The sequence below is a fragment of the Sphingomonas gellani genome (genome assembly GCF_900110035.1).
Taxonomy (GTDB): domain Bacteria; phylum Pseudomonadota; class Alphaproteobacteria; order Sphingomonadales; family Sphingomonadaceae; genus Sphingomonas; species Sphingomonas gellani.
The window spans coordinates 21,732-48,172 of record NZ_FOCF01000001.1; the positions used below are offsets into that span (position 1 = coordinate 21,732).

Annotated in this window: 33 protein-coding genes and 1 pseudogene; 10 read left to right on the forward strand and 24 right to left on the reverse strand. The window is 66.3% G+C overall.

The genetic code is table 11. The features are described 5' to 3' along the window. Nucleotides 1-60 precede the first annotated feature (60 nt). Genes BMX37_RS00090 through BMX37_RS00120 form a run of 7 tightly spaced genes read right to left on the reverse strand, consistent with a single transcriptional unit; the run spans nt 61 to nt 6,267 of the window. Entirely contained in the window at nt 61-843 is a 783-nt protein-coding gene (locus BMX37_RS00090) for a HesA/MoeB/ThiF family protein (RefSeq protein ID WP_093663469.1), read from the reverse strand. Between the two features lie 10 nt (nt 844-853). Beyond that, nucleotides 854-1,249: a hypothetical protein gene (locus BMX37_RS00095; protein ID WP_093663470.1), complete on the reverse strand. Its 396-nt coding sequence runs from the start codon at nt 1,247-1,249 to the stop codon at nt 854-856. After that, a complete protein-coding gene (gene dut / locus BMX37_RS00100) occupies nt 1,246-1,689 on the reverse strand; it encodes a dUTP diphosphatase (protein ID WP_093663471.1) in 444 nt (147 codons plus the stop codon). Before dut ends, BMX37_RS00095 begins: the two co-directional genes overlap by 4 nt. Then, entirely contained in the window at nt 1,686-2,882 is a 1,197-nt protein-coding gene (coaBC, locus tag BMX37_RS00105; protein WP_093663472.1) for a bifunctional phosphopantothenoylcysteine decarboxylase/phosphopantothenate--cysteine ligase CoaBC, read from the reverse strand. Before coaBC ends, dut begins: the two co-directional genes overlap by 4 nt. Beyond that, nucleotides 2,879-3,979, reverse strand: a complete 1,101-nt coding sequence (locus tag BMX37_RS00110) for a hypothetical protein (protein ID WP_093663473.1) — start codon at nt 3,977-3,979, stop codon at nt 2,879-2,881. The genes coaBC and BMX37_RS00110 overlap by 4 nt, the downstream gene beginning before the upstream one ends. 13 nt (nt 3,980-3,992) lie before the next feature. After that, nucleotides 3,993-5,528, reverse strand: coding sequence for a 2-polyprenylphenol 6-hydroxylase (gene ubiB, locus BMX37_RS00115; RefSeq protein WP_093663474.1), 1,536 nt, complete (start codon nt 5,526-5,528; stop codon nt 3,993-3,995). A 7-nt stretch (nt 5,529-5,535) separates the two neighbouring features. Then, entirely contained in the window at nt 5,536-6,267 is a 732-nt protein-coding gene (locus tag BMX37_RS00120; RefSeq protein WP_093663475.1) for a class I SAM-dependent methyltransferase, read from the reverse strand. Between the two features lie 59 nt (nt 6,268-6,326). On the opposite strand from BMX37_RS00120, the gene mutM reads away from it, so the two are divergent. The 3 genes from mutM (at nt 6,327) to dnaA (ending at nt 9,404) form a co-directional block, all read left to right on the forward strand. Beyond that, nucleotides 6,327-7,142 carry a bifunctional DNA-formamidopyrimidine glycosylase/DNA-(apurinic or apyrimidinic site) lyase gene (mutM, locus tag BMX37_RS00125; RefSeq protein WP_093664183.1) on the forward strand — a complete coding sequence of 272 codons (816 nt, stop codon included), beginning with the start codon at nt 6,327-6,329 and terminating at the stop codon, nt 7,140-7,142. A 133-nt stretch (nt 7,143-7,275) separates the two neighbouring features. Continuing rightward, entirely contained in the window at nt 7,276-7,539 is a 264-nt protein-coding gene (rpsT, locus tag BMX37_RS00130) for a 30S ribosomal protein S20 (RefSeq protein WP_093663476.1), read from the forward strand. Nucleotides 7,540-7,952: 413 nt separating this feature from the next. Beyond that, entirely contained in the window at nt 7,953-9,404 is a 1,452-nt protein-coding gene (gene dnaA / locus BMX37_RS00135) for a chromosomal replication initiator protein DnaA (RefSeq protein WP_244501315.1), read from the forward strand. Between the two features lie 155 nt (nt 9,405-9,559). Here the strand turns inward: dnaA and trpS are convergent, their stop codons facing one another. The 3 genes from trpS to secB are packed head-to-tail and all read right to left on the reverse strand — an operon-like array spanning nt 9,560 to nt 12,717. Then, nucleotides 9,560-10,564 (reverse strand): tryptophan--tRNA ligase, encoded by a 1,005-nt coding sequence (gene trpS / locus BMX37_RS00140; protein ID WP_093663478.1) that lies wholly within the window; start codon nt 10,562-10,564, stop codon nt 9,560-9,562. A 1-nt stretch (nt 10,565) separates the two neighbouring features. Then, the gene (gene murJ / locus BMX37_RS00145) at nt 10,566-12,179 is read right to left on the reverse strand and encodes a murein biosynthesis integral membrane protein MurJ (RefSeq protein WP_093663479.1); all 1,614 of its coding nucleotides are present in this window, start codon (nt 12,177-12,179) and stop codon (nt 10,566-10,568) included. A 25-nt stretch (nt 12,180-12,204) separates the two neighbouring features. Next, nucleotides 12,205-12,717: a protein-export chaperone SecB gene (gene secB / locus BMX37_RS00150; protein WP_093663480.1), complete on the reverse strand. Its 513-nt coding sequence runs from the start codon at nt 12,715-12,717 to the stop codon at nt 12,205-12,207. Between the two features lie 191 nt (nt 12,718-12,908). On the opposite strand from secB, the gene BMX37_RS00155 reads away from it, so the two are divergent. From BMX37_RS00155 to BMX37_RS00165, 3 genes are read left to right on the forward strand one after another with little or no spacing between them, the layout of a single operon-like run. After that, nucleotides 12,909-13,553 (forward strand): Tim44/TimA family putative adaptor protein, encoded by a 645-nt coding sequence (locus BMX37_RS00155; protein WP_139197898.1) that lies wholly within the window; start codon nt 12,909-12,911, stop codon nt 13,551-13,553. Next, nucleotides 13,553-14,989, forward strand: a complete 1,437-nt coding sequence (gene mltA, locus BMX37_RS00160; protein WP_244501316.1) for a murein transglycosylase A — start codon at nt 13,553-13,555, stop codon at nt 14,987-14,989. The genes BMX37_RS00155 and mltA overlap by 1 nt, the downstream gene beginning before the upstream one ends. Next, complete coding sequence (locus BMX37_RS00165) at nt 14,964-15,503, forward strand: Smr/MutS family protein (protein WP_244501317.1); 540 nt, start codon at nt 14,964-14,966, stop codon at nt 15,501-15,503. The genes mltA and BMX37_RS00165 overlap by 26 nt, the downstream gene beginning before the upstream one ends. Here BMX37_RS00165 and dapE read toward each other — a convergent pair. Beyond that, a complete protein-coding gene (gene dapE / locus BMX37_RS00170) occupies nt 15,484-16,599 on the reverse strand; it encodes a succinyl-diaminopimelate desuccinylase (RefSeq protein WP_093663482.1) in 1,116 nt (371 codons plus the stop codon). The genes BMX37_RS00165 and dapE overlap by 20 nt on opposite strands. Nucleotides 16,600-16,637: 38 nt before the next feature. On the opposite strand from dapE, the gene BMX37_RS00175 reads away from it, so the two are divergent. Next, a complete protein-coding gene (locus tag BMX37_RS00175) occupies nt 16,638-17,099 on the forward strand; it encodes a cupin domain-containing protein (RefSeq protein ID WP_093663483.1) in 462 nt (153 codons plus the stop codon). Here BMX37_RS00175 and BMX37_RS00180 read toward each other — a convergent pair. The 8 genes from BMX37_RS00180 to BMX37_RS00215 all read right to left on the reverse strand — a co-directional run bounded on the left by BMX37_RS00180 (nt 17,096) and on the right by BMX37_RS00215 (nt 22,515). Further along, the gene (locus tag BMX37_RS00180) at nt 17,096-17,758 is read right to left on the reverse strand and encodes a glutathione S-transferase family protein (protein ID WP_093663484.1); all 663 of its coding nucleotides are present in this window, start codon (nt 17,756-17,758) and stop codon (nt 17,096-17,098) included. The genes BMX37_RS00175 and BMX37_RS00180 overlap by 4 nt on opposite strands. Before the next feature lie 40 nt (nt 17,759-17,798). Then, complete coding sequence (locus BMX37_RS00185; protein ID WP_170841776.1) at nt 17,799-18,878, reverse strand: acyltransferase family protein; 1,080 nt, start codon at nt 18,876-18,878, stop codon at nt 17,799-17,801. A 94-nt stretch (nt 18,879-18,972) separates the two neighbouring features. Next, nucleotides 18,973-19,623: a ribosome biogenesis GTP-binding protein YihA/YsxC gene (gene yihA / locus BMX37_RS00190; RefSeq protein ID WP_280139195.1), complete on the reverse strand. Its 651-nt coding sequence runs from the start codon at nt 19,621-19,623 to the stop codon at nt 18,973-18,975. Beyond that, nucleotides 19,620-21,332, reverse strand: coding sequence for a membrane protein insertase YidC (yidC, locus tag BMX37_RS00195; RefSeq protein WP_093663486.1), 1,713 nt, complete (start codon nt 21,330-21,332; stop codon nt 19,620-19,622). Before yidC ends, yihA begins: the two co-directional genes overlap by 4 nt. Nucleotides 21,333-21,363: 31 nt before the next feature. Further along, complete coding sequence (yidD, locus tag BMX37_RS00200) at nt 21,364-21,576, reverse strand: membrane protein insertion efficiency factor YidD (RefSeq protein WP_093663487.1); 213 nt, start codon at nt 21,574-21,576, stop codon at nt 21,364-21,366. Further along, entirely contained in the window at nt 21,573-21,965 is a 393-nt protein-coding gene (gene rnpA / locus BMX37_RS00205; RefSeq protein ID WP_093664187.1) for a ribonuclease P protein component, read from the reverse strand. Before rnpA ends, yidD begins: the two co-directional genes overlap by 4 nt. A gap of 38 nt (nt 21,966-22,003) precedes the next feature. Then, nucleotides 22,004-22,138, reverse strand: coding sequence for a 50S ribosomal protein L34 (rpmH, locus tag BMX37_RS00210; protein ID WP_017978410.1), 135 nt, complete (start codon nt 22,136-22,138; stop codon nt 22,004-22,006). Between the two features lie 80 nt (nt 22,139-22,218). Continuing rightward, a complete protein-coding gene (locus BMX37_RS00215; RefSeq protein WP_093663488.1) occupies nt 22,219-22,515 on the reverse strand; it encodes a hypothetical protein in 297 nt (98 codons plus the stop codon). Between the two features lie 142 nt (nt 22,516-22,657). On the opposite strand from BMX37_RS00215, the pseudogene BMX37_RS00220 reads away from it, so the two are divergent. Continuing rightward, a pseudogene (locus BMX37_RS00220) lies at nt 22,658-23,689 on the forward strand (YifB family Mg chelatase-like AAA ATPase); the annotation flags it as partial. Nucleotides 23,690-24,035: 346 nt separating this feature from the next. Here BMX37_RS00220 and BMX37_RS19365 read toward each other — a convergent pair. After that, nucleotides 24,036-24,227 carry a DUF6771 family protein gene (locus BMX37_RS19365; RefSeq protein ID WP_093663489.1) on the reverse strand — a complete coding sequence of 64 codons (192 nt, stop codon included), beginning with the start codon at nt 24,225-24,227 and terminating at the stop codon, nt 24,036-24,038. 125 nt (nt 24,228-24,352) lie between these two features. Between BMX37_RS19365 and BMX37_RS00230 the strand changes: the two genes are divergently transcribed. Then, on the forward strand, nt 24,353-24,640 hold the full coding sequence (locus BMX37_RS00230; RefSeq protein ID WP_093663490.1) for a hypothetical protein: 288 nt from the start codon (nt 24,353-24,355) through the stop codon (nt 24,638-24,640). After that, nucleotides 24,637-25,539, forward strand: a complete 903-nt coding sequence (locus BMX37_RS00235) for a TIR domain-containing protein (protein WP_093663491.1) — start codon at nt 24,637-24,639, stop codon at nt 25,537-25,539. Before BMX37_RS00230 ends, BMX37_RS00235 begins: the two co-directional genes overlap by 4 nt. A 37-nt stretch (nt 25,540-25,576) precedes the next feature. Here BMX37_RS00235 and BMX37_RS00240 read toward each other — a convergent pair whose 3' ends face one another. Genes BMX37_RS00240 through BMX37_RS00250 form a run of 4 tightly spaced genes read right to left on the reverse strand, consistent with a single transcriptional unit; the run spans nt 25,577 to nt 26,428 of the window. Continuing rightward, nucleotides 25,577-25,804: a hypothetical protein gene (locus tag BMX37_RS00240; RefSeq protein WP_093663492.1), complete on the reverse strand. Its 228-nt coding sequence runs from the start codon at nt 25,802-25,804 to the stop codon at nt 25,577-25,579. A 38-nt stretch (nt 25,805-25,842) separates the two neighbouring features. Next, on the reverse strand, nt 25,843-25,989 hold the full coding sequence (locus BMX37_RS18605; RefSeq protein ID WP_170841777.1) for a hypothetical protein: 147 nt from the start codon (nt 25,987-25,989) through the stop codon (nt 25,843-25,845). Then, a complete protein-coding gene (locus BMX37_RS00245; RefSeq protein WP_093663493.1) occupies nt 25,989-26,168 on the reverse strand; it encodes a hypothetical protein in 180 nt (59 codons plus the stop codon). The genes BMX37_RS18605 and BMX37_RS00245 overlap by 1 nt, the downstream gene beginning before the upstream one ends. Next, nucleotides 26,165-26,428 carry a hypothetical protein gene (locus tag BMX37_RS00250; protein WP_093663494.1) on the reverse strand — a complete coding sequence of 88 codons (264 nt, stop codon included), beginning with the start codon at nt 26,426-26,428 and terminating at the stop codon, nt 26,165-26,167. The genes BMX37_RS00245 and BMX37_RS00250 overlap by 4 nt, the downstream gene beginning before the upstream one ends. Between the last annotated feature and the right edge of the window lie 13 nt (nt 26,429-26,441).

The window sequence follows — 26,441 nt, forward strand, 5'->3', positions numbered from 1 at the left end:
GGACAGTTTGGTCGGGCCTGATCCGCAACGATCGGGCCCGATCGTCCTGGAGCTTCTACCTCAATCGACCTCTGCGACGTTCGCCATGTGGGTAACGCCACATGCAGGGCAGCCGGGGTCCTTGGGCACCCGGATCGTACGAAAACGCCAGTCGAGCGTATCCAGCACCATCAGCAGTCCGGCCGGATCGATGCCGAACGGCACGATGGCCCGCAGCACCTCCAGCGCGGCCATGCTGCCCACCATGCCGGTCATCGGACCCAGCACGCCGTCCGCCGCGCAGGTGCCGTCGACCTCTTGCGGGGAGCCGACCAGACAGCGGTAGCATGGGAGGGACGCCTGCCATCCGCGATAGACCGCCAGCTGTCCTTCGAACTGCCCGATCGCGGCGGATACCAGCGGCCGCCGCAGCGTGAGCGCGGTGTCCGCCACGCGCAACCGCGTCGCGAAATTGTCGCATCCGTCCAGGATCACGTCCGCGTCCTGCAAAAGGGCAGTGACGTTGTGCGCGTCGATGCGCACGACGTGCGCGTGGACGTCGCAATGCGGGTTGATCGCCCGTGCCCTGCGCGCCGCGGCCTGCGCCTTTGGCTCGCCGGAGTCGTGGGTGGCGAAGATCGTCTGGCGTTGCAGGTTGGACAGGTCGACACGGTCGTCGTCGATCACGTCGAGGCGACCGATGCCCGCCGCCGCCAGATACTGGATCGCGGGCGAGCCGATGCCGCCGGCACCGATCACAGCGACGCGCGCGGCCTTCATGCGAACCTGACCCGCTCCACCGATTTCCTTCAGGACGACATGGCGGGCATAGCGGTCCAGCTCCTCGTCGGACAGCATTACCATGGCTTGGCGGTCATGATGGCCAGTGGAATGTTATGCTGGCGCGGTACCAGGTGTCGCGCTCCACGTCCGGAATCAGGTTTTCGCGGACGGCGCGGGAGATCAGGCCGGAGGTGTACTGCTCCACTGTCGCGCAGCCGATCGCGCGCGGGACGATCGCGCGGGGACGTCCATCGGATGCGATCAACAGCGCGACATCGACTTGCAAGGCCTGGCCGGTCGCCGTGGTCACGGCGGCGACGCATCGACCCGCACGCACCTCCTCCATCACGAACCGCGCCATTTCCCCGTCATACCGGGGTGGGACGCGCCAAGGCAGCGGCGGCAATTGTGCCCATTCCGCCGGCTGCACCGGCGGTGCGACCGACGCGGGCGCCTGGATCATCAGGGCCAGCGCCGCCAGCATCATCGGCCCGTCGATCCGAACCCGCCCGCGCCACGATCCGTGGCATCCAGCTGATCCACTTCCTCGAACCTGGCCGGCTGAACGGCGGCAGGTACCAGCTGCGCGATCCGCTCACCCCTGACGACGGCGAACGGCTCCTGACCCAGATTGATCAGGATGACCTTGATCTCACCGCGATAATCGCTGTCGATCGTACCGGGCGTGTTGAGGCAGGTGATGCCGTACTTCAGTGCCAGGCCGGAACGCGGCCGTACCTGAACCTCGAAGCCGGCCGGGATGGCGATGGCAAAGCCGGTGGCAACGGCATGACGTTCGCCGGGGTTCAGGGTCACTGCCTCCGCCGCGACGATGTCCAGCCCCGCCGCGCCGGTGCTCGCATAGGCTGGCAGGGGCAGGCCGTCGCCATGCGGCAGGCGCTGCAGCGCGATGCGAACTGGGGTCATGCCGCTGGATCCTGTGTCAGCGCATCGGCGATGCGTTCGGCCAGCCGGGCGGCCACGTCCTGCTTGGACATCAAGGGCCAATCTTCGACCCCAGCAGCCGTGACCAGATGTACCGTGTTCGCCGTTCCGCCCATTACATTGCCCGATACGTCATTTGCCACGATCCAGTCGACTCCCTTGCGCAGCCGTTTGTCGGTCGCATTTTCCACGACCCGCTCGGTTTCGGCGGCAAAGCCGACCAGTAGGGCCGGGCGGCGCGGATCGCGCGCCAGATCGGCGAGAATGTCGGGATTGGGCAGCAAAGCCAGTTCCGGCGCGCCCATGCCCTTTTTGAGTTTTTGCGCGGCAACATCGACCCGCCAATCGGCGACCGCGGCGACCAGCACCGCCGCATCGGCCGGCAAGGCCTCGTCCACGGCTGCCGCCATCTGTGCGGCGGTTTCCACATCGATGCGCTCGACGCCCGGTGGCGTGGCCAGCTGAACGGGGCCGGCAACCAGGGTGACCCGCGCCCCCAGCGTCGCCAACGCCCCGGCGATCGCAAAGCCCTGCTGGCCCGACGATCGATTGGCGATGTAGCGTACCGGATCGATCGGCTCATGCGTGGGGCCGGCGGTGACCAGCACGTGTCGCGCGGCCAGTTTCTGCGATACGGAACGCGCGCCCAGACGCCGGTCGACTCGCTGGGCGATCGCCTCCGGTTCCGGCAGGCGGCCCGGCCCGTATTCGCCGCAGGCCATCGCCCCGTCGTCCGGTGTCATCACTTCCACACCGTCGGCTCTCAGTGTCGCGACGTTGCGAGCGGTGGCCGGGTGGTTCCACATCCGGACGTTCATCGCCGGCGCGACGAGGACCGGCGTGTCGGTGGCGAGCAGCAGCGTCGTCGCCAGATCGTCCGCAATGCCGGCGGCCATCCGCGCCATCAGGTCGGCAGTGCCGGGCGCGACCACGATCAGGTCCGCCTGTCGGCTGAGCTGGATATGGCCCATCTCCGCCTCGTCCTTCAGGTCCCACAGCGTTGTGAACACCTGGTCCTCCGACAGGGCGGCCAGTGTCATGGCGGTGACGAAGTGGCTGCCGCTCTCCGTCAGGACACACCGCACGGCATGCCCGCGCTTCCGGAGCAGGCGGATCAGTTCGCAGGCCTTGTAGGCCGCGATGCCGCCGCCGACGATCAGCAGGACCCGCTTCATCGCACCACCCGTCGCACAGTGATGCGCCGCTTGTCCAACGCGGCCGCGAACAGGTCGCGCAGCGCGTCCGGTGCCATGACCAGGCCGGGCAGGAGCACCGCCGCCACCAACAGGCCCCAGTAGAATGTGTCCGCCCTGCCGAACAGGGACAGCAGTACCGCATATGCAGCCAGTATCGCGGCGATCCGCGTCGCCAGCGGGTCGCGCCATCCGGCCCACCCGAGCATGGCCAGCACCACCAGCGGCGCGGCCAGTGCCGGCGGGAAGATGTCCAGCACCGTGGAACGCGCCATGGTACGCGCGAAGTGACCGAAACCGAGCATCCCCGTCCAACCGGGCGACTCGGCATCGAGTGGCCCCACGACCTGTGCGACGGCGTGAGCGTGCAGCGCCACCGCCAGGGCCAGGACACCCAGCGAGGCGAACCAGGTCGCCGCCTCCCGCCGCTCTCCCTCTAACAATGCCACTACCGCCATGATCGCGACGAACAACGCTGCGGTTTCGCGGACCAGCATCGCGCACAGCCCCAGCGCCACCGCCTCGACCCAGCGGCCCGGCCGCCGCAGGGCCAGCGACAATGCGATGAACAGCCCGGCCCAGATCTCGTGGAACGTCGCCAGCGAAGCCTGCGCGTACACGATCAGGCCACCCGCGATCAGCAGGGCCGCGGCGACACGGGCCGCCAGACGCGGCAGCGCGGGCGACAGGCGGCCGAACCACGCGATCAGCGTGGCCGTGACCAGTACTCCCAGCAATCCTCCCACCAGCCAGCCGGGCAGGTGCGCCTCCACCACCGCCAGCGTCGGCAGGCGGAAGGTGACGAACGGCTTCAACGGGTAATCGCCGGCCCGCAGTGCCTCGGCGGCGACGGGATAGTAGGAACCGCCATGGCGAACCCCGTCGACGATCGCGCCATAAAGCGCATTGTCACCCGCGCCGGCATCGGCGGCAGCCCGTGCGATCCCCTGTGGCGGCCCCGCCCAACTCGCCAGCAGCAGCAACACCGCAAGCGCCAGCGCCATCCGTGCCGCACGCACGGACATGCCGGCGAAGCGGGTAGGAGCGGCAAGCCAGAAAGGGTCGGCGGGACGGCGCATCCTTTGGCCGGCCCTAGTGCATCACGGCCCAGCTGCCCGCGATGCTCGCCAGCGCGGTCGCGGCGGCCACCGCGGCATAGCGCCAGCCGCCGCCGACCCGCACCAGCGTCACATCGCGCAGCGGCGGGGCGGGGGGCTCTCCGCCGGGTGCGGGAAAGCGCGCCTCGATCCGCCGCACTAGCTCGGGCAACCGAGCCAGCGTCCGCACATCCGTCACCAGTCGGTCGGCGAGCGCCGCCTCCGGCCCCAGCTCCGACCGGATCCATTCGCGCACGAAAGGCGCCGCCGCGTCCCACAGATTGATGTCGGGGTCCAGACCGGTCGCCACACCCTCCACCATCACCATGGTCTTCTGCAGCAGCAGAAGGTGAGGCTGCGTCACCATGTCGAAATCGCGGGTGATCGCGAACAGGCCATCCAGCATCATGCCGATCGACATGTCCTTGACCGGCAGGCCGCGCATCGGCTCTCCCACCGCGCGCAGTGCCGTGGCGAATTCCGCGACATTGTGATGCGCGGGGACATAGCCCGCCTCGAAATGGATTTCCGCGACCCGGCGATAGTTGCCGGTGATCAGGCCGTACAGGATCTCCGCCAGCCACACCCGCGCACGCCGGTCGATGCGGCCCATGATGCCGAAATCGATCGCCGCGATCCGATTGCCGGGCAGGGCGAACAGGTTCCCCTGGTGCATGTCGGCGTGGAAGAAGCCCTCCGCGATCGCCTGCCGCAGGAACGCGTGCACCAACGTGCGCGCCAGCCGCGGCAGGTCGTAGCCGGCGGCGATCAGCGCCTCCCTGTTCGACAGCTTTATGCCATCGATCCATTCGATGGTCAGCACCTTGCCGCTGGTGCGGCTCCAGTCGATCGCCGGCACCACGAAATCGGGTTCGGCGGTCATCGCCTCCGCCAGTTCCGACGCCGACGCGGCCTCTCGCATGAAGTTCAACTCGCGCAGCGTCCAGCGGCGGAAGTTCTCGACCGTCAGCCGGGGACGCAGGCGGGCGGCCTCTCCGCCCATGCCCTCCAGCTGTGCGGCGGCCCATTGATAGGTGTCGATGGCGCGTTTGAAATCGTCCTCGACGCCGGGGCGCAGCACCTTGACCGCGACCTGCCTGCCGTCCGGCATCACCGCGCGGTGCACCTGCGCGATGGAGGCCGCCCCGACCGGCATCTCCTGGATGGACGCGAACAGCTGTTCCAGCGGGCGTCCCAGGCTCGCCTCCACCGCGGCGCGGATCGTTTCGAACGGCACGGCGGGCAGTTGATCCTGCAACCGCAACAGATCGCGCGCCGCCGCTTCGCCAACCAGGTCGGGCCGGGTGGCGAGCGTCTGCCCGAGCTTGATCGCGGCAGGACCGATCGCCTGCAGGGCGTCGGCGTAGCGCGGCACCTTTGGCACGCGCGCACCGATGCGTGCGATGCGCGCCAGGCGCTTCACCGGCGTCGGCGTATTGGGATCGCGCTCCAGCCCGGTCAGCGCGCCGTGCCGGGCAAGCGTCCGGCCCCAGCGGAGCAGGCGCCAGCTATGAACGATGGAGGACGTCACAGGCCGATCAGATCTTCCAGCCCGAATGGATCGCGACCAGCCCGCCCAGGATCGGCTCCACGCGCGTGTTCACGAATCCTGCGTCGCGGATCATGCCCTCAAACGTCGGCATGTCGGGAAAGCGGCGGATCGATTCGATCAGGTAGCGATAGCTGTCGGCGTCGCCGGCCAGCAACTGCCCCACCTTGGGCACCAGCTTGTGCGAATAGGCGTCGTACACGTCCGAAAAGCCCGGCCATTGATTGGTCGAGAATTCCAGGCAGAAGAACCGGCCGCCCCGGCGCAGGACCCGGTGCGCCTCACGCAGCGCCTTGGGGATGTCGGTCACGTTCCGGATGCCGAACGCGATCGTGTACGCATCGAAAAAGCGATCGGGATAGGTCAGCGTTTCCGCATTCGCCTCCGACCAGACAAGGCCGTCGATGCCACGTTTCTGCGCCCGCTCCATGCCGACGGCCAGCATCGCCGGGTTGATGTCGGCGACCGTGATCGACGCGCCCGAACGCGCCAGGCGGAACGCGATGTCGCCGGTGCCGCCGGCCATGTCCAGGACCTGCTCGCCGGCGCGAGGTTTGACCCGGCGCACGAAGCGGTCCTTCCACAAACGGTGCATGCCCCCCGACATGGCGTCGTTCATCAGGTCGTAGCGGGATGCGACGGAGGTGAAGACGCCACCCACACGGCGGGTCTTTTCCTCGGGGGCGACGTCTTGATAGCCGAAGTATACGGTGTCGGTCATGGCGACCGCCCTAGCCGCCGCTTGTGGCAGGGGCAAACGCAACCTAGCTCTTGATGCTCATGCCAGAGCTTCCCGAAGTCGAAACCACGGTTCGTGGCCTTGCGCCGGTGCTTACCGGTCAGCGGCTTGCCAGTGTGGAGCCGCGCCGCGCCGACCTGCGCAAGGCGATACCCGCCGACCTGCGACAACGAATGACGGGTGCCACGGTCGTCGAGCTTGGCCGGCGCGCCAAATACGGGCTGATCGACACCGATCGCGGCGACACGCTGGTATTCCACCTCGGCATGTCGGGTCGCTGGCGAGTCGATCCGGCAGAGATATTGCCGCACGATCACCTGCTGCTGAAGACGGAAGAAGGGCGCCGCCTGGCGCTCAACGACCCGCGTCGCTTCGGCTTTCTCGACCTCGTGCCGACGGCGGAACTGGCCGCGTATCCGCCCTTTGCCGCGATTGGGCCCGAACCGCTGGGCGATGATTTCGACGGAGCCTATCTGGAACGGGCGCTGGACGGTCGCGCGGCGCCGATCAAGGCGATGCTGCTGGATCAGCGGATCGTCGCCGGGCTGGGCAACATCTATGTGTGCGAGGCGCTGCATATGGCGCGGATCGCACCCGGGCGGTCGGCGGGACAGATCGCCCGCGTGCGACTCGATCGGCTGGCGGCCGCGATTAAGACGGTGCTGCTTGCCGCGATCGAGGCAGGGGGCTCCAGTCTGCGCGACTATGTGCGGCCTGACGGGGAGCTGGGCTACTTCTCGAAGCAATGGCGCGTCTATGGGCGCGAGGGAGAAGCATGCGCATGCGGCGGACCGGTGCGTCGGCGAGTCGATTCGGGTCGCTCCACCTTCTACTGTCCGCGGTGTCAGCGCGGCTGATCGCGAGCGTGGACACGCTCCCGTGATCGAGCCTGTGCGGTTGACCTTTCCCGCCCGAACGGGTAGGGGCGCCGCTTCACGAGGGTAGGGGCCTGGTCCCACGCCCCGCTTTTCATTGGGATCAGAGGCAAGAATGGCGAACACGCCGCAAGCGAAGAAGCGTATCCGTCGCAACCAGGCCCGCGCCGTGGTCAACGGCAACCGGGTCGGCCGCATCCGTACCTTCATCAAGAAGGTGGAGGCCGCTCTGGCCGCGGGTGACAAGGCGGCGGCGACCACCGCTCTCGCCGAGGCGCAGCCGGAACTGGCGCGCGGCGTGGCCAAGGGTGTGCTTCACCGCAACACCGCCAGCCGCAAGTTCTCGCGCCTGACCAAGCGGCTCGCCACGCTCGGCTGATCGCCCGCGACACGCATTCCGAAAGGCCCGTCGGTTCCACCGGCGGGCCTTTTTTCGTGCCCGCGATCCCGCGGCCGCAAGCAAGTTTGGCAAACGCAGGACTTACCGCGATTCGAGCATCGACCATACGAGCGGCGTTGGTTAAAATCGTGTGAAGTCAGTGACTTATAAAAAAGATCGACGGATTTCCGAGGCTTGCACCTGTCAACCCGGTTTATTTCAGAAATGCGTCCGTCCCCGGCCTTGATCGACTCAGACGAGGCTTCATAATCAACCTCCGCAGACGCCAGCCGGCGATGCGTTCGATCACAGAAGAGCATGCCGCGTGGCCCTTGGCTGGCCGCGTCCGGTGATGGTTTGTGTCAACATTGTCTCTCGCGGAACAGGGTTTCGTGAGCACGGGGGAAGTGTGCGTGACGTTTGGGCCGGCCTTGCAGGGGAGCGACGCGCAGCGGGCTTGGACCCGTGTGCGCACCTCCCTGCGTGAGTCGGCCGGTGCCCGGTTGTTCGATCAATGGCTGAAACCCATGGAGATGATCGAGGACGGTGACGCGGAGTCGGTCCGGCTCGCACTGCCGTCGCCGTTCATGACGAATTGGGTCCGCAATCATTATCAGGATCGGCTGCTGCTCGAATTCCGGCAGGTCCTGCCGGCCGTGCGCAGCGTGTCGATCGAGACGCGGGCACCGGGACAGGTTCTGGCCATGGTCAGCGCACCCCCAAGCCAGATCACGCCAGCGGAAGCCGTCGCCGCCGCGCCGGTCGAGACAGCCACTTCGGCGCTTCCTCTCCCGCTTGTCGCCGCACGTCCCGCCGTGGCGGAGCCCGTTGCCGCGGCGGAGCGTCCGACCCTCGACTCGCGCTACACGTTCGATCGCTTCGTCGTGGATGCGACCAACCGGGTCGCCTTCAATGCCGCGCGCTTGATGGCGGAGGATGGGCCGGCCCGCTTCTCGCCGCTGTTCCTTCATGCCGGCACCGGGCAGGGCAAGACTCACCTGATGCATGCCATCGCCCATGCCTATCTGGACATGCGACCGCAGGCGCGGGTGTTGTGCATGTCGGCCGAGCGGTTCATGTTCGAATTTGTGGCGGCGATGCGGGCGCGCGACACCTTCGCGTTCAAGGCGCGGTTGCGTTCCGCCGATCTGCTGCTGATCGACGATCTTCAGTTCATCGCCGGCAAGGACTCCACACAGGAGGAGTTTTTCCACACGATCAACGAGGTCATGGCCGCCGGCAAACGGCTGGTCATCACCGCGGATCGCTGCCCCCAGGCGCTGGACGGCGTCGAGGCGCGAATCGTGTCCCGGCTGAGTGCCGGGTTGGTGGCGGATATCAAGGCGCCGGGCATGGACCTGCGTCGTGCGATCCTGACGCGCAAGCTGGCGGACATGCCCGACACGCCGGTGCCCGCCGATGTGCTGGACATGCTGGCGGGACGCATCCATTCCAACATCCGCGAGCTGGAGGGCGCGCTGAACCGCGTCGTCGCCTATGCGCAGCTGACCGGCGACCGGGTCGATCTGGGCTTTGCGACCAGCACGCTGGGCGACGTGCTGCGCGGCAGCCAGCGGCGCGTGACGATCGATGAGATCCAGAAGCTGGTGTCCGACCATTTCGACCTGAAGCCGCTGGACCTTGTATCCGCACGCCGCTCGCGCAATGTCGCACGGCCTCGACAGATCGCGATGTATCTGGCCAAGCGGCTGACTACGCGCTCCCTGCCGGAAATCGGGCGCAAATTCGGCGGTCGCGACCATTCCACCGTGATCCATGCGGTGCGCAAGGTCGAGGAGTTGCGTGACACGGACCGGGAGATCGATGCTGCCGTCCGCGTGCTGCTGCGCGAACTGGAAGCCTGATCCGACCGATCCGCCGTGGCGTGCGGTCAGTGCCATCTACCGGTCGTACGGACATGGCTCGAGTAGGCGATAAAGCGGCGCGTCTAACTTACCCAGCAGTCAGCCGAATATGATCGGGCCGCAGCAAGCTTGCCCTTATCCCTCCGGAGGGATCGTCACACTTGCAGGCCGATCGCCTGCTGGGCGGCGAGCAGCGTTGGTGCCGCCAGCGAACGTGCCTTTTCGGCCCCGTTCCGCAGCACCACGCCAACCGACTCGCGGTCGGTCAGCATCGCGGTCAGCCGTTCGCGGATCGGCGCCAACGTCGCGACGGCAAGATCGGTCAGCACGGGCTTGAACGCGCCGAAACCCTGGCCGGCATGTTCCCTCAGCACGTCGGCGGGCGTTCGTCCGGACAGGGCAGCGAATATGGTGACGAGGTTACGGGCCTCCGGGCGGTTCTCCAGACCCGCTGGCGTGTCGGGCAGCGGCTCGGGATCGGTCTTCGCCCGCTTCAGCTTCTGCGCGATCAGGTCGTCGCTATCGACCAGGTTGATCCTGGATGCGTCGGAGGGGTCGGACTTCGACATCTTCGCCGTTCCGTCGCGCAACGACATAATGCGCGGCGCGGCGGGCGAGATGTACGGCTCCGGCAGGGTGAAGAGGTCCACCGCGAAATCAGTGTTGAACTTGGCGGCGATGTCGCGCGCCAATTCCAGATGCTGCTTCTGATCGTCGCCGACCGGCACATGCGTCGCCTGGTAGACCAGAACGTCGGCCGCCTGCAGCACCGGATAGGTGAACAGCCCGATCGACTGACCCTCCCGATTCTTGCCGGCCTTGTCCTTCCACTGGGTCATGCGGTTCAGCCAGCCGACCCGCGCGGTACCGCCGAGCAGCCAAGCGAGTTCGGAATGCGCCGCAACCCGCGCCTGGTTGAACAGGATCGAGCGATCGGGATCGATGCCGCATGCGAGCAGCGTCGCCGCCATCTCAATCGTGTTCGCGGCCATGTCGGCCGCGACGACGGGCTGGGTCAGGGCATGGAGGTCGGCCAGGAAGAACAGGCACGTGTCGCCCCCTGCCATCGCATCCTGCATCGCGACCCAGTTCTTGATCGCGCCGAGATAGTTGCCGAGGTGCAGATTTCCGGTGGGCTGAATGCCCGAGACGACGCGCATGTCAGTCCTTTGCGGGGTTGGGGGCAGGAACGGGCTTTCCGGCAGGCGCGGTGTCCCGGCGGCGCAGCAGCGCCTTCAGGTCGGACGGGCGGAATGCCCCGGTGACGAAACACGCCACCGCATAAGTCGCGATGCCGCCCGACACCAGCAAGCCCAGCCAGGCGAACCGCTCGATGCGACCACCGAACAAGCGCGCGTCGACCAGCGGTGTGACAAGCCACAGCGCCACACCCATCATCACCGCCGCAATCGCCAGGCGGGGGATGCGACGGGCAAGCTGGCGATCGGGTGCGAAGTGGCCCCGCTTGCGCAATGTCGCATACAGCATGGCGACATTGATCGTGGACGCCAACGCGGTGGCGAGCGGCGGCCCGACATGGCCGACCGTCGGGATCAGGATCAGGTTGCCAACCAGGTTGATGCCGACGGAAATTAGGGCGTAGCGGACCGGCGTACGGGTGTCGGCGCGGGCGTAGAAACCGGGGGTCAGCACCTTGACCAGCACATAGGACGGCAGGCCAATGGAGAATGCCGAAAGGGCCAGCGCGCTGCCATGGGTAGCCGCGTCGGAGAAATGGCCGAACTGGAACAGGCCGCGGATGATCGGCACCGACGCGACGATGAAGGCGACGGTTGCCGGCAGGGTCAGGAACAGGGCCAGTTCCACGCCCCGGTTCTGCGTGTCCATCGCCTCCGCATCGCGTCCGCTGGACAATTGCCGCGATACGGTGGGGAGCAGGATGGTGCCGAGACCGATCCCGATCAGGCCCAGCGGCAACTGGTTCAGCCGGTCGGCATAATTGATGAACGACAGCGACCCTTCGCCCAGCAGCCGGCCTGCGAGCGCGGTGGAGATCGCCAGGTTGATCTGCGACGCGCCGGCCCCGGTGGCGGCCGGCAGGATCAGGCGCATCAGCTGCCGCACCTCCGGCGTCAGGCGCGGACGCTGAAGGCGCAGGCTGACGCCCGCCCGGCGACAGGCGAACATCAGCCAGGCGAGTTGCAGCGCGCCGCCGACCGTGACGGAGATCGCCTGCACGCGCGCCGTCTGGAACGCGTCGGCGCCGTGGAAGAAGAACAGCGCCGTGACCATGGACACGTTGAGCAGGATCGGTGCCGCGGCGTTGACCCAGTATTTGTCCAGCGAGTTGAGGATTCCGCCGAGCAGCGACGCCAGCGAGATCAGCATCAAATAGGGAATGGTCCAGCGCGACAGCTCAACGGCGAACGCGAACTGGTCGGGCGTCGGCTGCTGCCGGTGAAAACCGCCCGACAGGCCGAGTGTGATCGGCCACGCCGCGACGAGCATCAGTCCGGTCAGCGCGAGCAGCACCGGGAACAGCACTGCCAGCGCCTGTTCGGCGAAGCGGAGGCCGGCGCGCACCTCTCCGCCCTCGCTGACGTGGCGGTTGAACATCGGGATGAACGCGGACGCGAACGCCCCTTCCGCGAACAGCGCGCGGAACATGTTGGGCAGGCGGAACGCCACGAAGAAGGCGTCGGACGCGAAGCTCGCGCCGACGAACGTCGCCTGCAGCGAGTCGCGGACAAGCGCCAGCACGCGGCTGGCGAGCGTCAGCCCGCCGACCGATCCCAGCGCCTTGCCCAGCTTCATCGTGTCGCGTCCCGCCCGCGGTCGGTCAGGCCTGGCCCATCGTGCCGGAGGTCTGGCCCGACTGCGCATCCTGCGACTGCATGTACAGCGCGTTGAAGTCGATCGGCTCCAGCAGCAGGGGCGGGAAGCCGCCATCGCGCACCGCGTCGGCCAGCACCCGGCGGGCGAACGGGAAGAGCAGGCGTGGCCCTTCGGTTAGCAGGAACGGCTGGATCTGGTCGGCGGGCACATTGCGGAACCCGAAAAGGCCGGCGTAGGACAGGTCGACGATGAAGGCGACCTTGCCATCGGACTCGGCGCGCACCTCGATCTTCAGGATTAGCTCGTGCACCTCGTCGCCGACCTGGGAGCCGCCGATGTTGAACTGCACGTCCACGGCGGGTGCGTTCTGGTTCTGGTACACGGCCGGTGCGTTCGGGTTCTCGAACGACAGGTCCTTGATGTACTGCGAGATCAGGCCCGCCGCCGGGGAGGTGTCCGCACCGTTCGCCAGCGGCGTCTGTCCGGTGGAAGCGCCAAAATCGAAATCGTCGGCCATGAAGCGTTCATCCTTGTGGAATAATCGAGGAGCGAAGCGCCACGTCGGTGCGTTGGCGCGTGGAAACGGCGCTCGGCCGCGTAGCAGCGGGTCGACCGGGACACAACGGGCGCGGATCGTGCCCGTTTCCCGCGCGATGATTTGAAGTGGAAGCCGCTTAGGCCTATGTTGGCCCACGGATCGGAGGCCTCGTGTTATATATCGTCCTTCTCGCCATGGTGACCGCCTTTCTGGCGCTGCGGCTTTACAGCGTTCTGGGCAAGCGGACCGGGCATGAACAGCCGATCGCGCGGCCAGTGGAGGATCGCGCTGTGGCGGTAACCGTCCCGCGCGTGGTGGAGGCAAAGGCCGAGGCGCGCGAGGACGTGGTGCGCCCGATCGATGCGAAGGCGGAGGCCGGCCTGCGCGCGGTGATCGCTGGTGAGCCGGGCTTCGATGTCGCCCGCTTCGTTGCCGGTGCGCAATCCGCATATCGGATGACGCTGGAAGCGTTCTGGAGTGGCGACGAAGCGACGCTGACGGAACTCGCCACGCCCGACGTCCGCGACGCGTTCGGTCAGGCCATCGCGGCACGCCGGGAGGCTGGCGAGACGCTGGAGAACCGATTGGTGTCGATCGAGTCCGCGCGTATCGCCGATGCCGGTGTCAGCGGGCGCGATGCTTGGATCGCCGTGCGGTTCGATGCAGATATCGTCGCGATCACGCGCGATGCCGATGGTCAGGTGATCGCCGGCTCCATGACGGACGCGGTCGAGACGCACGATGTCTGGACGTTCTCCCGCACCTTGAAGAGTGCCGATCCGAACTGGACCTTGTCGGACACCGACGAAGCCTGATGCGCATCGTGATGGGGCGGGGGTTGGTCGCACTGGCGGCCGGAACGATGCTAGCCGGCTGCGTGGGAGGCGTCACGCCGCCTCCTTCGACGTCGACCGGCGTGCCGGTTCATCCCGCGCCCAGCACGTCCACTCCGCCACCGTCGGCCGGCACGCCTGCGGCAGGCTATGCCGTGCCGAGCGGCCGGGCTTTCAACGGATCGATTGTCGGCGCCACGCCGCTCGCGGGTGTGCCATCGGTGGTCACGTCCGGGGCGGCCATGGCGTCCGGCGCCGGAGTCACGGCGGGACCGGACCTGTCGACGCTGCTGGTCGATGAGCGTCAGGCAGAGGCGGCGCGTGCCGCGTTTCGCCAGTCGTGCCCCGGCCTGATGCGTCGGACCGACGCGAGCGGACTGACGCGCGGCGCCGATTGGTCCGCCGCCTGCTCTGCCGCCGCCAGCGTCGGGCGTAACGGAGCACGGGATTTCTTCGCGCGTTACTTCGAGGCTGTCCAGGTCGGCGACGGCCGGGCGTTCGCCACCGGATATTACGAGCCGGAGATCGCGGCCTCGCCCGACCGCCGGTCGGGCTATGAGGTGCCGATCTACGGGCGTCCGTCGGATCTGATCGACGTGGATCTCGGACAATTCTCCGACAGCCTGAAGGGCCGCAAGATCCGGGGCCGGGTGCAGGGCAGCAAGTTCGTGCCCTACTACGACCGTACCGCGATCGAGACGGGGGCGATCACCGCCACCGCGCCCGTGCTTGCATGGGGTGCCGACCCGGCGGCGGTCTTCTTCCTTCAGGTTCAGGGCTCCGGACGACTGCGCCTGCCGGGCGGCGACTTCATCAGGGTTGGATACGACACCCAGAACGGCCGCGATTACACCGGGATCGGCGCATTGATGAAGGCGCGGGGGCTGCTCGGTCCCGGCCAGACCAGCATGCAGGGGATCGTCGCATGGATCCACGCGCACCCGACCGAGGGTGAGGCGATCATGCGCGAGAACCGCAGCTTCGTCTTCTTCCGCCGGCTGGACACGCCGCCGGTCGGAGCGATGGGCTATGTCGTCAGCGGCGGCGTCAGCGCGGCGGCCGATCCCAAGTTCGTACCGCTCGGCGCGCCGTTCTTCCTGTCGGCCGATCGGCGGGACGCGACCGGCCTGTGGGTGGCGCAGGATACCGGCGGCGCGATCAAGGGTGCCAACCGTTTCGACACCTATTGGGGCGCCGGGCCGGAGGCGACCGCGACCGCTGGTGGCATGGCGGCACGGGGTACGGCATTCCTGCTGCTGCCACGCGGTACGCTCACCCGTCTGACGGGTGGCAGGTCGGTTGCGCCATACAGCTATTCGCCTGCCGGGCCGGCGGCGACGATTCCGCCCGCACCACGCCCGCTCCTTGCCCCACCCAATGTCGATCCGCGCGATGACGAGCCGTCTGCTCAGCCCTGAGGAGGCGCAGCTCTGGGGCCGCGTCATGGCGTCCGTGCGCCCGTTGCGCGCCGCCGCACCGCTTCCGATCGGGCCGGCTCCGACCTTTCAGCGCAAGGTTCGTCTGGACGCGCCGGCACCCGCGCCCGTCGCGCCAAAGCCTTTACAGAAGGTGCGCACCGCGCCCGGCGAGACGCTGGACGGCGGGTGGGACAAGCGGCTGACGCGGGGCACGGTGCAACCGGACATGACGCTTGACCTGCACGGCCATACGCTGGCGTCGGCGCATGCCCTGCTCGACACCGGCATCGATCGCGCGATCCGGGGCGGGTGCCGGGTGATCTTGTTGGTCACGGGACGTCCGCCGCGTCCCGAAAGCGAGCGGCCGCATGCGCGTGGCGCGATCAGGGCTGCGGTAGCGGACTGGCTGGGCGCATCGCGACATGCCGACCGGATCGCCGCGATCCGGGGCGCGCATCCTCGGCATGGCGGGCAGGGCGCGCTTTACATCATCCTCAGGCGAGCGCGCGGCTGACGATCCCGGCATAGATGTCGGTCAGCAGACGCAGGTCGCCGGTCGACGCCGCCTCGTCCACCTGATGCATGGTCGCATTGACCAACCCGAACTCGACCGTCGGGCACAGCCGGGACAGGAAGCGAGCGTCCGACGTGCCGCCGGTGGTCGACAGCTCGGGCACGATGCCTGTGCGGTCGTGAATGGCCCCGGACACCAATGCGGACAGCCGCCCCGGCTCCGTCAGGAACGCTTCGCCGGATACGCGGCCGGTCACCACCGCATCCGGCGCATGGCGATGCGCGACCGAGCGGATCAGCGCGATCAGATCGTCGCCGCGCTGCTCGTCGTTGAAGCGGATCGACAGCCGCGCGCTCGCCCGGCCGGGAATGACGTTGTGCGCGGGATTGCCGACGTGCAGGTCGGTCGCCTCGATGTTGGACGGCTGGAACCATGCATTGCCCCGGTCGAGCACCAGCGCGTCCACCTCCGCCAGGATGGCGACCAGCCGTGTCACGGGATTGTCGGCGAGATGAGGATAGGCGACATGACCCTGGCGCCCGGCAACCTCCACCCAGATGTTGACCGATCCGCGCCGGCCGATCTTCACGGTGTCCCCGATCCGCGACACACAGGTCGGCTCGCCCACCAGACACAGGTTCGGGCGTACGCCGGTGGCGGCCATCCGATCGATCAGGGCAGGGGTGCCGTATGTCGCCGGCCCCTCCTCGTCGCCGGTGATGAGCAGGCTGAGCGTACCATGTTCCGGCACGTCGGCGCAGGCGGCGACGAAGGCGGCGACCGCCCCCTTCATGTCCACCGCTCCGCGCCCGATCACCGCGCCGTCGCGAACGGTTCCGCCCCATGGCGACGCGCTCCAGCCCTCGCCCGCCGGCACCACATCGACATGTCCGGCAAAGGCGAGGTGGGTGCCGCCGCGATCGCGCACGGCGATCAGGTTCTCGACCGGCCCGTCCGGCGCCTCCCCGCTGACGAAGCGGTCGATCGAAAAGCCGAGCGGCACCAGTGCCGCCTCCAACACGTCGAACACGGCGCCACGCGCGGGCGTCACGCTGTTGCAGGCGATCAGGGCGCGGGTTAGCTCGACGACATCCATGGTGCCGTAGCGCTAGCGGGGAAGGGGAGAAGAGCAAAGTGCCCAAGGTCGATCTGGACGCGCTGACACCGACAAACCGGACCGGATACCCGGCGCCCTTCGATGAGCCGGTGCAGGGACGCTGGTATCGGCGTCTTGGCCCGGTCAGCGGCCTGACCGACTTTGGCGCCAGCCATGTGACGCTGGAGCCGGGGGCGTGGTCGTCCCAGCGGCACTGGCACGCCGGCGAGGACGAGTTCCTGGTGATGCTGTCCGGCGAGGCGGTTCTGGTCGATGACGATGGCGACACGCTGTTGCGGGCCGGCGACTGTGCGGCGTTCCCGAAGAACGACGGCAACGGCCATCACCTGCAGAACCGGGGCAGCGTGCCGTGCGTCTTTGTGGTGGTCGGCGGCGGCAGGCAGATGGGCGGCGAATATTCCGACATCGACATGCGCTTTACCGCCGATGGCCGATACGAGACCAAGGACGGTGTCGATTACGCCGCCCGCCGGATCTAGCCTACCGGTTGTTCGTACTGCTGGATAACCCAGTCCTCTTCCTGGGAGGAGGCGATCCAGTCCTGCATCCACGGGTGCTGCACGACCGCGTCCAGATAGGGCGCGGCGAAGCGGGCGATCGGCAGCTGATAGGTGAAGATGCGCGTTACCACCGGTGCGAACATGATGTCGGCCGCGCCGAACTGCCCGAACAGGAAATCGCCATCGCCGCCGAAGCGCGCGCGCGCCTGCGCCCACAATTCCATGATCCGCGCCAGTTCGGCCACGACATCATCGTCGGGACGGCGGGCGGGGAAGACCTGACGCACGTTCATCGCATGCTTGCGACGCAGGGCGGTGAAGCTGGAATGCATTTCCGCCGCCATCGACCGCGCCATCGCGCGCGCGGCGTCGTCGGCTGGCCAGAAACGATCCCGCCCCACCTTGTCCGCCAGATAGTCGATGATGGCCAGGCTGTCCCAGACGACCGCCTCCCCATCCCACAGGATCGGCACCTTGCCGGAGGAGGGCGCGAACTCCGCCCCTTCGCGACGACGATCCCAGTCGGCGTCGTACAGGGGGACCACGACCTCCTCGAAAGGCAGGCCGGACTGCTTGCACGCGAGCCAGCCGCGCAGCGACCAGGAGGAATAGGCCTTGTTGCCGATGATGAGCTTCATGCCCGACGCCTAGACGTGCCGGGCGAACCGGGCAATCGCATCACGCACCGATGAGGTAGCGGCTCCACCGGCCCAACAGCATCTGCGCGACCCTGATGATGGCGACCGAGATCGCGAGCACCACCGCGATTTCCAGCAACAGACCGGGCAGGGAGCCGGTGAAGATCTCGTCCGACGCGGTGCCCTCCACCCGCTGACCAATCATTCGGATGCTGGCGATCACATAGCCGTGGACAAAATAGATCGCGAAGCTCAGCCGCGCCAGTTCGGCCAACACCTGGTCGGCCCGGTTCGGCAACCGCGCATCCGCCAGCATGCCGACCAGCCAGCAGGCGAGTGCCAGTTTCTGCGGCAGCGCCATGTCGCCTGGTATGTGGCCGGCGAAGATCAGTGCGGACAGCAGCAGGAAGGCTGCACCCAATAGCCCGCGGTGCGCGACGCACCACGCCTCACAGGCCTGCCGATACCGGCTGAAGGCCATGCCGGCGACATAAGCGGGGGCCATGAACAGTGCCTTGCCGAAGACATTGGCCATGCCGTTCACGCTGTCCCGGCCAAGCAGGACCGCCAGCGTGAACAGGACCGGCAGCGCCACGGGATACCAGTTGCGTCGGTCGATCGCGACAAAGGCGGGAGAGATCAGGATGTACAGCGCCAGCATCGGAATGAACCAGAACGGCGCCAGATGCTTTCCGGTAACCAGGAAGAACCCGACCTGCTGCCACACGGGCAACTGGTACACCCATGGCCAGATGTCACCGCGATGGTGAACGAAGACCACCATGACGATCGCCGGGATCGACACCACCGCATAAGGCAGGATCACCGTGGTATACCGATGCGCGACGTAGCGGCGATAGCGGAACCGACCGGACAGGTGCTGGAACAACAGCCCGGAGATGAAGACGAACACCACCGTGACATTGTCGAACATCGTGAGCGCAAGGGCGTGACCGGTCGCGCTCCATGCGAAGTCGGGCCAGCAATGCGCGCCCACCACCAGCATGATGGCGATGCCGCGCAACAGGTGCAGATGGTGGATGTACCGCGACGGCGGTACGTCGCCGCTGACCGCGTCGCGCGTGCGTGACGGACCGATGGCCAGGGTGACGTGGTTCATGCAGCGTGGACGATCCGATGGGGGTACCTCCCCATAGCGCATCATTCGTTACCGAATGGCTCCGACCCGATCGTCCCCGCCCAACCGGATGGGCTCAGGCGACGACCGCGTCCAGCACGGCCGCACGGAGTTCCGCGATGCCCATGCCGCCTTCGGAGGACGTGGCGAGGATTTCCGGATGCGCGGCGGGGCGTTTGCGCCCTTCCTCCGTCGTGCGGCCGATCACGTCGGCCAGTTCGGTCGCCTTGACCTTGTCTGCTTTGGTCAGGACCAGATGGTATCCCACCGCCGCCTTGTCGAGCATGTCGAGGATCTCGCGGTCGACATCCTTGATGCCGTGACGCGCGTCGATCAGGACCAGCCCGCGTTTTAACGCCTGCCGCCCGCGCAGGAAGTCGTTGACCAGAAAGCGCCACTGCTTGACCATGTCCTTCGGCGCCTTGGCAAAGCCGTAGCCGGGCATGTCCACCAGGCGAAAGCCGACCGGCTCCCCGACGTCGAAGAAGTTCAGCTCCTGCGTCCGGCCCGGCGTGTTGGACGTCCGCGCCAGCCCATTACGGTTGGTCAACGCGTTCAACAGCGACGACTTGCCGACATTCGACCGCCCGGCGAACGCCACCTCCGGCACATCCGCGTCGGGCAGGAATTTCAGTGCCGGCGCGGACTTCAGGAACGTCACCGGCCCCGCGAAGATCTTTCGCGCCGCCTCGATACGCTCCGGAGCGAAGATCGTGTCCTCGCTCACTTGGCGGGCGCGTTCTTCAGCTGCGGGTGGCGCGCATACAGGACGCGCTGCTGCAGGATGGTCAGGCAGTTGTTGGTGATCCAGTACACCTGCAGGCCGACCGCAAACGGCGCCATGATGAACATCAAGACCCACGGCATCAGTGCGAATACCTGCTTCTGTGCGTCGTCCATCGGTGCCGGGTTCAGCCGGAACTGGAAGAACATGGAAATGCCGAGCAGGATCGGCACGACGCCGATCGCAATGAAGTGCGGCGGCGTGAAGGCGAGCAAGCCGAACAGGTTGACCGGAGTCAGCGGGTCAGGCGCGGACAAATCCTTGATCCACAGCACGAATTCTTGGTGCCGCATCTCGATGGTCAGCAGCAACACCTTGTACAGCGCGTAGAAGATCGGAACCTGAATCAGCGTCGGCAGGCAGCCGGCGACGGGGTTGACCTTCTCCTGCTTGTACAGGGCCATGATCTCCTGCTGCTGGCGCGCCTTGTCGTCCTTGTAGCGTTCCTGGATCGCCTTCATCTTCGGCTGGATCGCACGCACCGCCGCCATGGACGCGAACTGCCGCTGCGCGATGGGGAAGGTCAGCAGCTTGATCGTCACGGTCAGCAGGATGATCGCCACGCCGAAATTGCCGACCATGCGGAACAGCCAATCGAGATAGGTGAAGATCGGCCGCTCGAAGAAGGAGAACCAGCCCCAGTCGATCGCATTGTCCAGCCGGGTGACACCCTGATCCTCGTAGCGCTGAAGGGTCTTCACCTCCTTGGCGCCGGCGAAGAAGCGGCTGGTTTGCGTGACGGACTGACCGGGCTGCACCAGTTGCGGCTGGGTGGCGTAGTCGGCCTGATACAGCCGGTCCGTGCCCACGCCGTTGCCCGAATGGAACTGCCCGTCGAACGGACGCGCCGGATCCGGCACAAGCGCCGTCAGCCAATATTTGTCGGTGAAGCCGAGCCAGCCGCCGGTCGAAGTGAACCGTTGCGCGGCAGCGTCGATGTCCTTGAACTTCGTGTCGTAGTCGGCCTTGCCTTCATGCACCGACATCGGACCGGTGTGGATGGTCCAGCTCGACGGGTCCTTGGACACGCCGACACGGCTGACAAGCGCATTGGCGGCGACCGGTACCGCACCCGCGCCGGCGTTCAGTACGGTCTGGCGCACGGTGAACATGTAGCCGTCGTCGACCGCGATCTCGATGCGGAATCGCTGGCCCTGCGCGTTGGCCGCGTCCAGATGCACCGGCTGTCCGGGCCGCAGCACGGGGGCGGAGGCGGTCCAGACCGCGTCACTGGCCGGCGGCTTCAAACCGTTGTCCTGCCAGCCGAACCCGGCGAAGTACGCCTCCGGCGCGCCGCCCGGCGACAACAGCCGGATCGGCGGGGAGTTCTTCGCGATGGTCTCGCTATATTGCGCGAGCACCAGATCGTCGATGCGAGCACCCTTCAGGTTGATTGAACCCTTCAGGCGGGGCGTCTCGATACGGACCCGCGGGGTCTGGCCCAATACCACCTTGCGGTCGCGGATCGCGCCGGGGGTGTCGGCGGTCGGATCGGCGGCGTGGTTGTTCACCACCTTGGTCTTGCCGCCCTCGATCTTCGTGACTGGCGGGTTCGCCGTTGGGAAGAAACGCTGCTGCACCAGCGGATAGCCGAACAGGATCAATGCCGCGATCACCGCGAACACGACAAAATTGCGACGGTCGTCGGTCAAAGTCTATCTGCCCCAAACATTCTGGTTCCGGTCAGGGAACCGGGTCGGGACCATACCCGCCCCAGGGATGACATCGCGCGATACGCTTCACCGACAGCCAGCCACCCTTCAGCGCGCCATAGCGGCGAAGCGCGGTGATTGCATAGGCCGAACAGGATGGCTGGTAACGGCAGGTGGGCGGCATCACCGCCGACGGCCCCAGTTGCCAGCCGCGCACCAGCAGGATGAGCAGTCGCGCGATCACTTGCCGCGTCCCGACCCGCTTCCACGCGATCCGGATGGCTTGGAACGGGGCGGCCGAGGCGGGGCGGAGTGGCCCGCCGCGATCCGGCGCAACGCCTTACCCAGTTCGGCATGCAGGTCGCCATAGGGCCGCTCGATCCCGCCTTCGCGACCGATCAGCACATGGTCCGCGCCGACAATGCCGAGGGTCGGCAGCAGCTCACGCGACAAGGCCCGCAACCGGCGTTTCATCCGGTTACGGACCACGGCGTTGCCGATCTTCTTGGTAACGGTGAAGCCGATCCGCATGGTCGCCTCACCATCCTCCCGTTCCCGTACCAGCAGCACGAACCCGGGCATCGGTGCCCGCTTTCCCGCATTGGCGGCAAGGAAGTCCCGCCGCTGGGTCAGCGTGCGAATCACCGGGCGCGCATCCGCGCCCGCACCGATTACGCCGACAGCTTCTTGCGGCCGCGTGCCCGGCGCGCGCGGATCACCGCACGACCGCCGACGGTCGCCATGCGCGAGCGGAAGCCGTGGCGACGGGCGCGCACCAGGTTGCTCGGCTGAAAGGTCCGCTTCATGATCCATACCTCAGTTCAAACGAAATGGGCCGCCCAGCGGACGGCCACAACATGGCTGGGCGCATAAGCGAGCGTCCCGCTCAAGTCAATTCGCCCGATGCCTCCTCCCGTGCCCGCGCCAGCCGTCGCTGCGTGCTGCCCCGACGCATGGCCCGATCGACCAGATGGCCCATTCGTGGCCAGCGTCGCTTGATCCGCACCCAGCGCGTCCGGGCCCAGCGCGACGATCGCAGCACCAGGATCAACCCGCCCGCAAAGACGAAGATGCCGCCCGGCCCCGGCAACGCGCCTAGGACCGGCGACACGACGATCAGCACGATGCCGAGCGACAGCATCGCGATCCGCTTCGCGGGGTGGGGAGGGCGGGGGACCGCCATGCTGGCATGGACTCCTGTGCTGTTCCGGATGGTTGCGGGTATCGCTGCCGGTTCCCTCGCATGGGAAAGCGGCTATGAACATCGGCTGACAGGGGTGAATGTTTCGGGGTGAGCGCGTGCCGTCCCGCTTTCTGGGGGCGTAATGACGGCGATCGTAGCCACGGTGGCGTATCTGGGATTGGAAGCGCGCACCGTCGAGGTGCAGGTGCAACTGATCGCCGGACTGCCCGCGTTCAACGTGGTCGGGCTGGCGGACAAGGCGGTGGGGGAGAGCCGCGAGCGGGTGCGCGGTGCCATCGCGGCAATGGGGCTTGCGCTGCCGCCCAAGCGCATCGTCGTGAACATGAGTCCCGCCGACCTGCCCAAGGAGGGCGCGCATTTCGACCTGCCGATCGCCCTCGGCCTGTTGGCCGCGATGGGCGTCGTCGATGCCGAGGCCTTGTCCGAATATGTCATCGTCGGCGAACTCGGGCTGGACGCGCGGATCGCGCCGTCGCCGGGCGTGCTGCTCGCCGCACTGCACGCCGCCGGGCTCGGCAAGGGGCTGATCTGCCCCGCAGCGCAAGGGCCCGAGGCGGCATGGGCGAGTGGCGTCGAGGTGCTCGCCGCGCCCGACCTGCTGTCCTTGCTCAATCATCTGAAAGGGCAGCAACTGCTCCGCGCGCCCGAACCCGGCGACGTGGAGGAGGGTGGTCATGGGCCCGACCTTCGCCAGGTGCGCGGACAGGAAGTGGCCAAACGTGCGCTGGAGATCGCGGCGGCTGGCGGGCACAATCTGCTGATGTGCGGACCCCCGGGATCCGGCAAGTCGCTGATGGCCAGCTGTCTTCCCGGCATCCTGCCGCCGCTCGACGCGACCGAGGCGCTGGAGGTGTCGATGGTGCAGTCGGTTGCGGGAACGCTGGCCGGCGGCCGGTTGACGCGGGTGCGGCCTTTTCGCAGCCCGCACCATTCCGCCTCCATGGCCGCTCTGACCGGTGGGGGGTTGAAGGTGAAGCCTGGCGAAGTGAGCATGGCGCATCTCGGCGTGCTGTTCCTGGACGAGCTGCCGGAATTCGGGCGCACCGTGCTCGACTCGCTGCGCCAGCCGCTCGAAACCGGCACGGTCAGCGTGGCGCGGGCGAACGCGCACGTCACGTTCCCCGCCCGCGTCAAGCCTGTAAGGCACGTAAACTGAAGTGCCGGGGGCCTGACCCTCGCTTTTCTGGGGTTCCTAGCCTCGCAATCGTCGAACGAGGCGTTTCCAGTCCGCCTCATCAGGGGGCAAAAAGGGTGGAGCGTTGTGGGGATCACGCGAGGGTCCGATTTTGTCCGGTCGGCGGCGGCATTTGACGCAATAGAGATGCCGCCACACCGTCTCAGTGTTGGTGCGCCACCGCTTGGCCAGAAAGTAACGATGTAGCCGCGCAGCATCCAGCGTGGTCCGTCGTCGGCATCGCAGGCAACGGGCGTAGATATTCGCCCCTCGCGAGGTGAACCGGCCAAGATCATCCCATTTGAGATTGCCCAGGTGGCCCACGTCACAGGGGCAGGGGTAGCTGGTTCCGGTCCAAGGGAGGTGATGCGTTCAGCCGGTGGCAGATCGTCGCAGCTAACTCGTCTGCCGCTTGTTCGCGAATGCGCTGAACTGGAGCCGTAAGGCCCACTCGCGCCCAGCCCGCGCAATCGTTGAGGAGGGCGGCTGCGATCTGCTGGGGGTCGACATGGTTCATGTACGCAGTGGAACATACGGGGAACGATTCGGCAAGCGGTTTGGAGGGTTCGTAATTGAATGGTTCCGCTTGCGGGGCATATTCTAGAGCCGTGAACAACCACCTTATAAGGGGAGAGAAAGCAGATGATAAAAATCACTGGGCTAGATGCGCTGACAAAGAAAATGTCCGAATTGGAAAAGGCGATGGCGGAGTTGGACGGCGATATCGCTAGCTTGAACTTCGACCCGCATGATCCGGCGAGCATCGAACAGGCCATTCAGCAGCTTAACGCAGCGGTAGATGAGCGTGTGGCAGCCTATGCCCACAATGATCTCGTTGCCGAGATAGCCGAGGGGGTGAAGGAGCAAGGGCGCGAGACGATTTTGGAACGTGCCGCGGCTGCTCGGCTTGAAGGGGATCAAAGCGAATGACGATCAAGTCCGCTCTCACTGACCTGAACAATGCCGTTCTTGATCTTCAGAATGCCGACTACAATACATACGAGCGCCCGCTGAAGCGCTTAGCGGCAGTGCTGGAGTCGGAGGATCTAAAAGAGTTTACCGACAAGCTGCGCTCGACAGCTGACTTCGACAAATTCGTGGAGGCCGCGAATCAAGGCGGCAGTATGATGGGCAGCGCTAGCCTGAACTGGCCATCTGACCAACAGGAAGAATTGGGCCTAACTATCGCTCTAATTGAGCGAGGCGCAGGTGATCCAGACTGGTTCATGAACTTTGGGCACCATTATTACTACAGTGGCAGCAAGCTGATTGCTGGTATTCGGAAGATGACTTCGCAAGTCATAATTCCCTTTGCCCGCGACTACGCAGCCTATGTTAATCAGCACGCCTCAAAAACCGCCCTCAATCGTGCCCAGCCGTCAGATTTCAACAGGGTCTTTATCGTACATGGTCGTGATGAAGCCCCGCGCGAAACGGTAGCTCGCTTCATCACTAACATTGGCCTGGAGCCGGTGATCCTTCACGAGCAGGCAAATCGTGGGATGACGATAACTGAAAAGCTGATTGCCAACGGGAACGTGGGGTTCGCTGTTGTCCTGCTTACACCCGATGATGTTGGCCGTGAAAAGAGCGAGACGGTCGATAATCCTAGGGCGCGCCAGAACGTCATTCTTGAGCTTGGCTACTTCGTCGGCGCGCTTGGCAGGGAGCGGGTTTGCGCTCTTGTCCGTGGAAGCCTGGAAATTCCCTCGGACTATATGGGTGTTGCTTACACCAAGTTCGATGAGGGAGGGGGCTGGCGGCAGGAGTTGGCTCGCGAGTTACAGGCGGCAGGATATGAGATCGATTGGAACCGCGTTATGAGGTGACCAAAGCATGGCCGGGGCGATCCCGGCCATGAGTTTTTCAGCGCAGCCCAGAATGCGAACTGGTCGCATATGTGTTGCGCGATGCCACGACCGGACCGTCACTCCACTTCTCCCGAGCAACGACGGAGTTGTCGATCCGGTTACTGACGGTGACGTTCAGGTTGCGAAGCGCTAGATTGACACGTTCGATGGCCTGATGAAGGTCGTTGACGGCTTGGACGGCATCCTTGGTGTCAACGGTAATCTGGATAGTTGGAATGGTCATTGTTGATCGCTTTCTCCGGCTTCTTGTGGCCGGTTACTTCAGTCTAGGTCTGCCAGTGCCTGTCCAAAGAAGCTGGCAAGAGGGTGATGGGGGTCGAGGCTGAGGAAGTGGATGACGGTATCGCGGAGCACGAGCCGCTGCTCGTCCTCGGTCAGCACGTTATGGAGGTCAGTGGCGTGATCCATTATGGACGCCACTTGATCCAAGGATAGCGACGGGTGATGCGAGCCTTGTCCCGCTTTACCAGTTCATCGCGCATCGCCTGAACTTCAGCCTGTTGCTTCTCCAGTTCCGAATGGAGAAGGGTGATGGCTTCGATGGCCAACTCGGTGGCCATTTTGATCCTCTTGAGGGTGTCGTTCATCGACGGCCACCCTTGGCCTTCTTCATCGCCGCTGCCTGGATGCTAGGTAGTGCGGCCATGATCTGCTCGATGACCTGCTGGCCATACTGATCGCTGGTCATGTGCGTGGCCTCGTCCATGGCCTGCCCTACCACGGCGATTTCTGCGCGGAGTGCCGCAATGGTCAGGCTCTGCTCGTTCTGGCGATTGGTCAGTGTCTCAATCATCAGCTTGAGCGTGGATAGCTCGTCCAGTGGCTTGTTGTTGTCCTGGTATTCCATGTGGGTTGTCCCC

What these genes read in the sequence shown, in the direction of transcription:
- BMX37_RS00090 (WP_093663469.1), bottom strand. Translation starts at nt 843, where the DNA reads ATGGTAATGCTGTCCGACGAGGAGCTGGACCGCTATGCCCGCCATGTC.
- BMX37_RS00095 (WP_093663470.1), bottom strand. Translation starts at nt 1,249, where the DNA reads ATGATGCTGGCGGCGCTGGCCCTGATGATCCAGGCGCCCGCGTCGGTC.
- dut (WP_093663471.1), bottom strand. Translation starts at nt 1,689, where the DNA reads ATGACCCCAGTTCGCATCGCGCTGCAGCGCCTGCCGCATGGCGACGGC.
- coaBC (WP_093663472.1), bottom strand. Translation starts at nt 2,882, where the DNA reads ATGAAGCGGGTCCTGCTGATCGTCGGCGGCGGCATCGCGGCCTACAAG.
- BMX37_RS00110 (WP_093663473.1), bottom strand. Translation starts at nt 3,979, where the DNA reads ATGCGCCGTCCCGCCGACCCTTTCTGGCTTGCCGCTCCTACCCGCTTC.
- BMX37_RS00120 (WP_093663475.1), bottom strand. Translation starts at nt 6,267, where the DNA reads ATGACCGACACCGTATACTTCGGCTATCAAGACGTCGCCCCCGAGGAA.
- mutM (WP_093664183.1), top strand. Translation starts at nt 6,327, where the DNA reads ATGCCAGAGCTTCCCGAAGTCGAAACCACGGTTCGTGGCCTTGCGCCG.
- rpsT (WP_093663476.1), top strand. Translation starts at nt 7,276, where the DNA reads ATGGCGAACACGCCGCAAGCGAAGAAGCGTATCCGTCGCAACCAGGCC.
- trpS (WP_093663478.1), bottom strand. Translation starts at nt 10,564, where the DNA reads ATGCGCGTCGTCTCGGGCATTCAGCCCACCGGAAATCTGCACCTCGGC.
- murJ (WP_093663479.1), bottom strand. Translation starts at nt 12,179, where the DNA reads ATGAAGCTGGGCAAGGCGCTGGGATCGGTCGGCGGGCTGACGCTCGCC.
- secB (WP_093663480.1), bottom strand. Translation starts at nt 12,717, where the DNA reads ATGGCCGACGATTTCGATTTTGGCGCTTCCACCGGACAGACGCCGCTG.
- mltA (WP_244501316.1), top strand. Translation starts at nt 13,553, where the DNA reads ATGCGCATCGTGATGGGGCGGGGGTTGGTCGCACTGGCGGCCGGAACG.
- BMX37_RS00165 (WP_244501317.1), top strand. Translation starts at nt 14,964, where the DNA reads ATGACGAGCCGTCTGCTCAGCCCTGAGGAGGCGCAGCTCTGGGGCCGC.
- dapE (WP_093663482.1), bottom strand. Translation starts at nt 16,599, where the DNA reads ATGGATGTCGTCGAGCTAACCCGCGCCCTGATCGCCTGCAACAGCGTG.
- BMX37_RS00180 (WP_093663484.1), bottom strand. Translation starts at nt 17,758, where the DNA reads ATGAAGCTCATCATCGGCAACAAGGCCTATTCCTCCTGGTCGCTGCGC.
- BMX37_RS00185 (WP_170841776.1), bottom strand. Translation starts at nt 18,878, where the DNA reads ATGAACCACGTCACCCTGGCCATCGGTCCGTCACGCACGCGCGACGCG.
- rpmH (WP_017978410.1), bottom strand. Translation starts at nt 22,138, where the DNA reads ATGAAGCGGACCTTTCAGCCGAGCAACCTGGTGCGCGCCCGTCGCCAC.
- BMX37_RS00215 (WP_093663488.1), bottom strand. Translation starts at nt 22,515, where the DNA reads ATGGCGGTCCCCCGCCCTCCCCACCCCGCGAAGCGGATCGCGATGCTG.
- BMX37_RS19365 (WP_093663489.1), bottom strand. Translation starts at nt 24,227, where the DNA reads ATGAACCATGTCGACCCCCAGCAGATCGCAGCCGCCCTCCTCAACGAT.
- BMX37_RS00230 (WP_093663490.1), top strand. Translation starts at nt 24,353, where the DNA reads ATGATAAAAATCACTGGGCTAGATGCGCTGACAAAGAAAATGTCCGAA.
- BMX37_RS00235 (WP_093663491.1), top strand. Translation starts at nt 24,637, where the DNA reads ATGACGATCAAGTCCGCTCTCACTGACCTGAACAATGCCGTTCTTGAT.
- BMX37_RS00240 (WP_093663492.1), bottom strand. Translation starts at nt 25,804, where the DNA reads ATGACCATTCCAACTATCCAGATTACCGTTGACACCAAGGATGCCGTC.
- BMX37_RS18605 (WP_170841777.1), bottom strand. Translation starts at nt 25,989, where the DNA reads ATGGATCACGCCACTGACCTCCATAACGTGCTGACCGAGGACGAGCAG.
- BMX37_RS00245 (WP_093663493.1), bottom strand. Translation starts at nt 26,168, where the DNA reads ATGAACGACACCCTCAAGAGGATCAAAATGGCCACCGAGTTGGCCATC.
- BMX37_RS00250 (WP_093663494.1), bottom strand. Translation starts at nt 26,428, where the DNA reads ATGGAATACCAGGACAACAACAAGCCACTGGACGAGCTATCCACGCTC.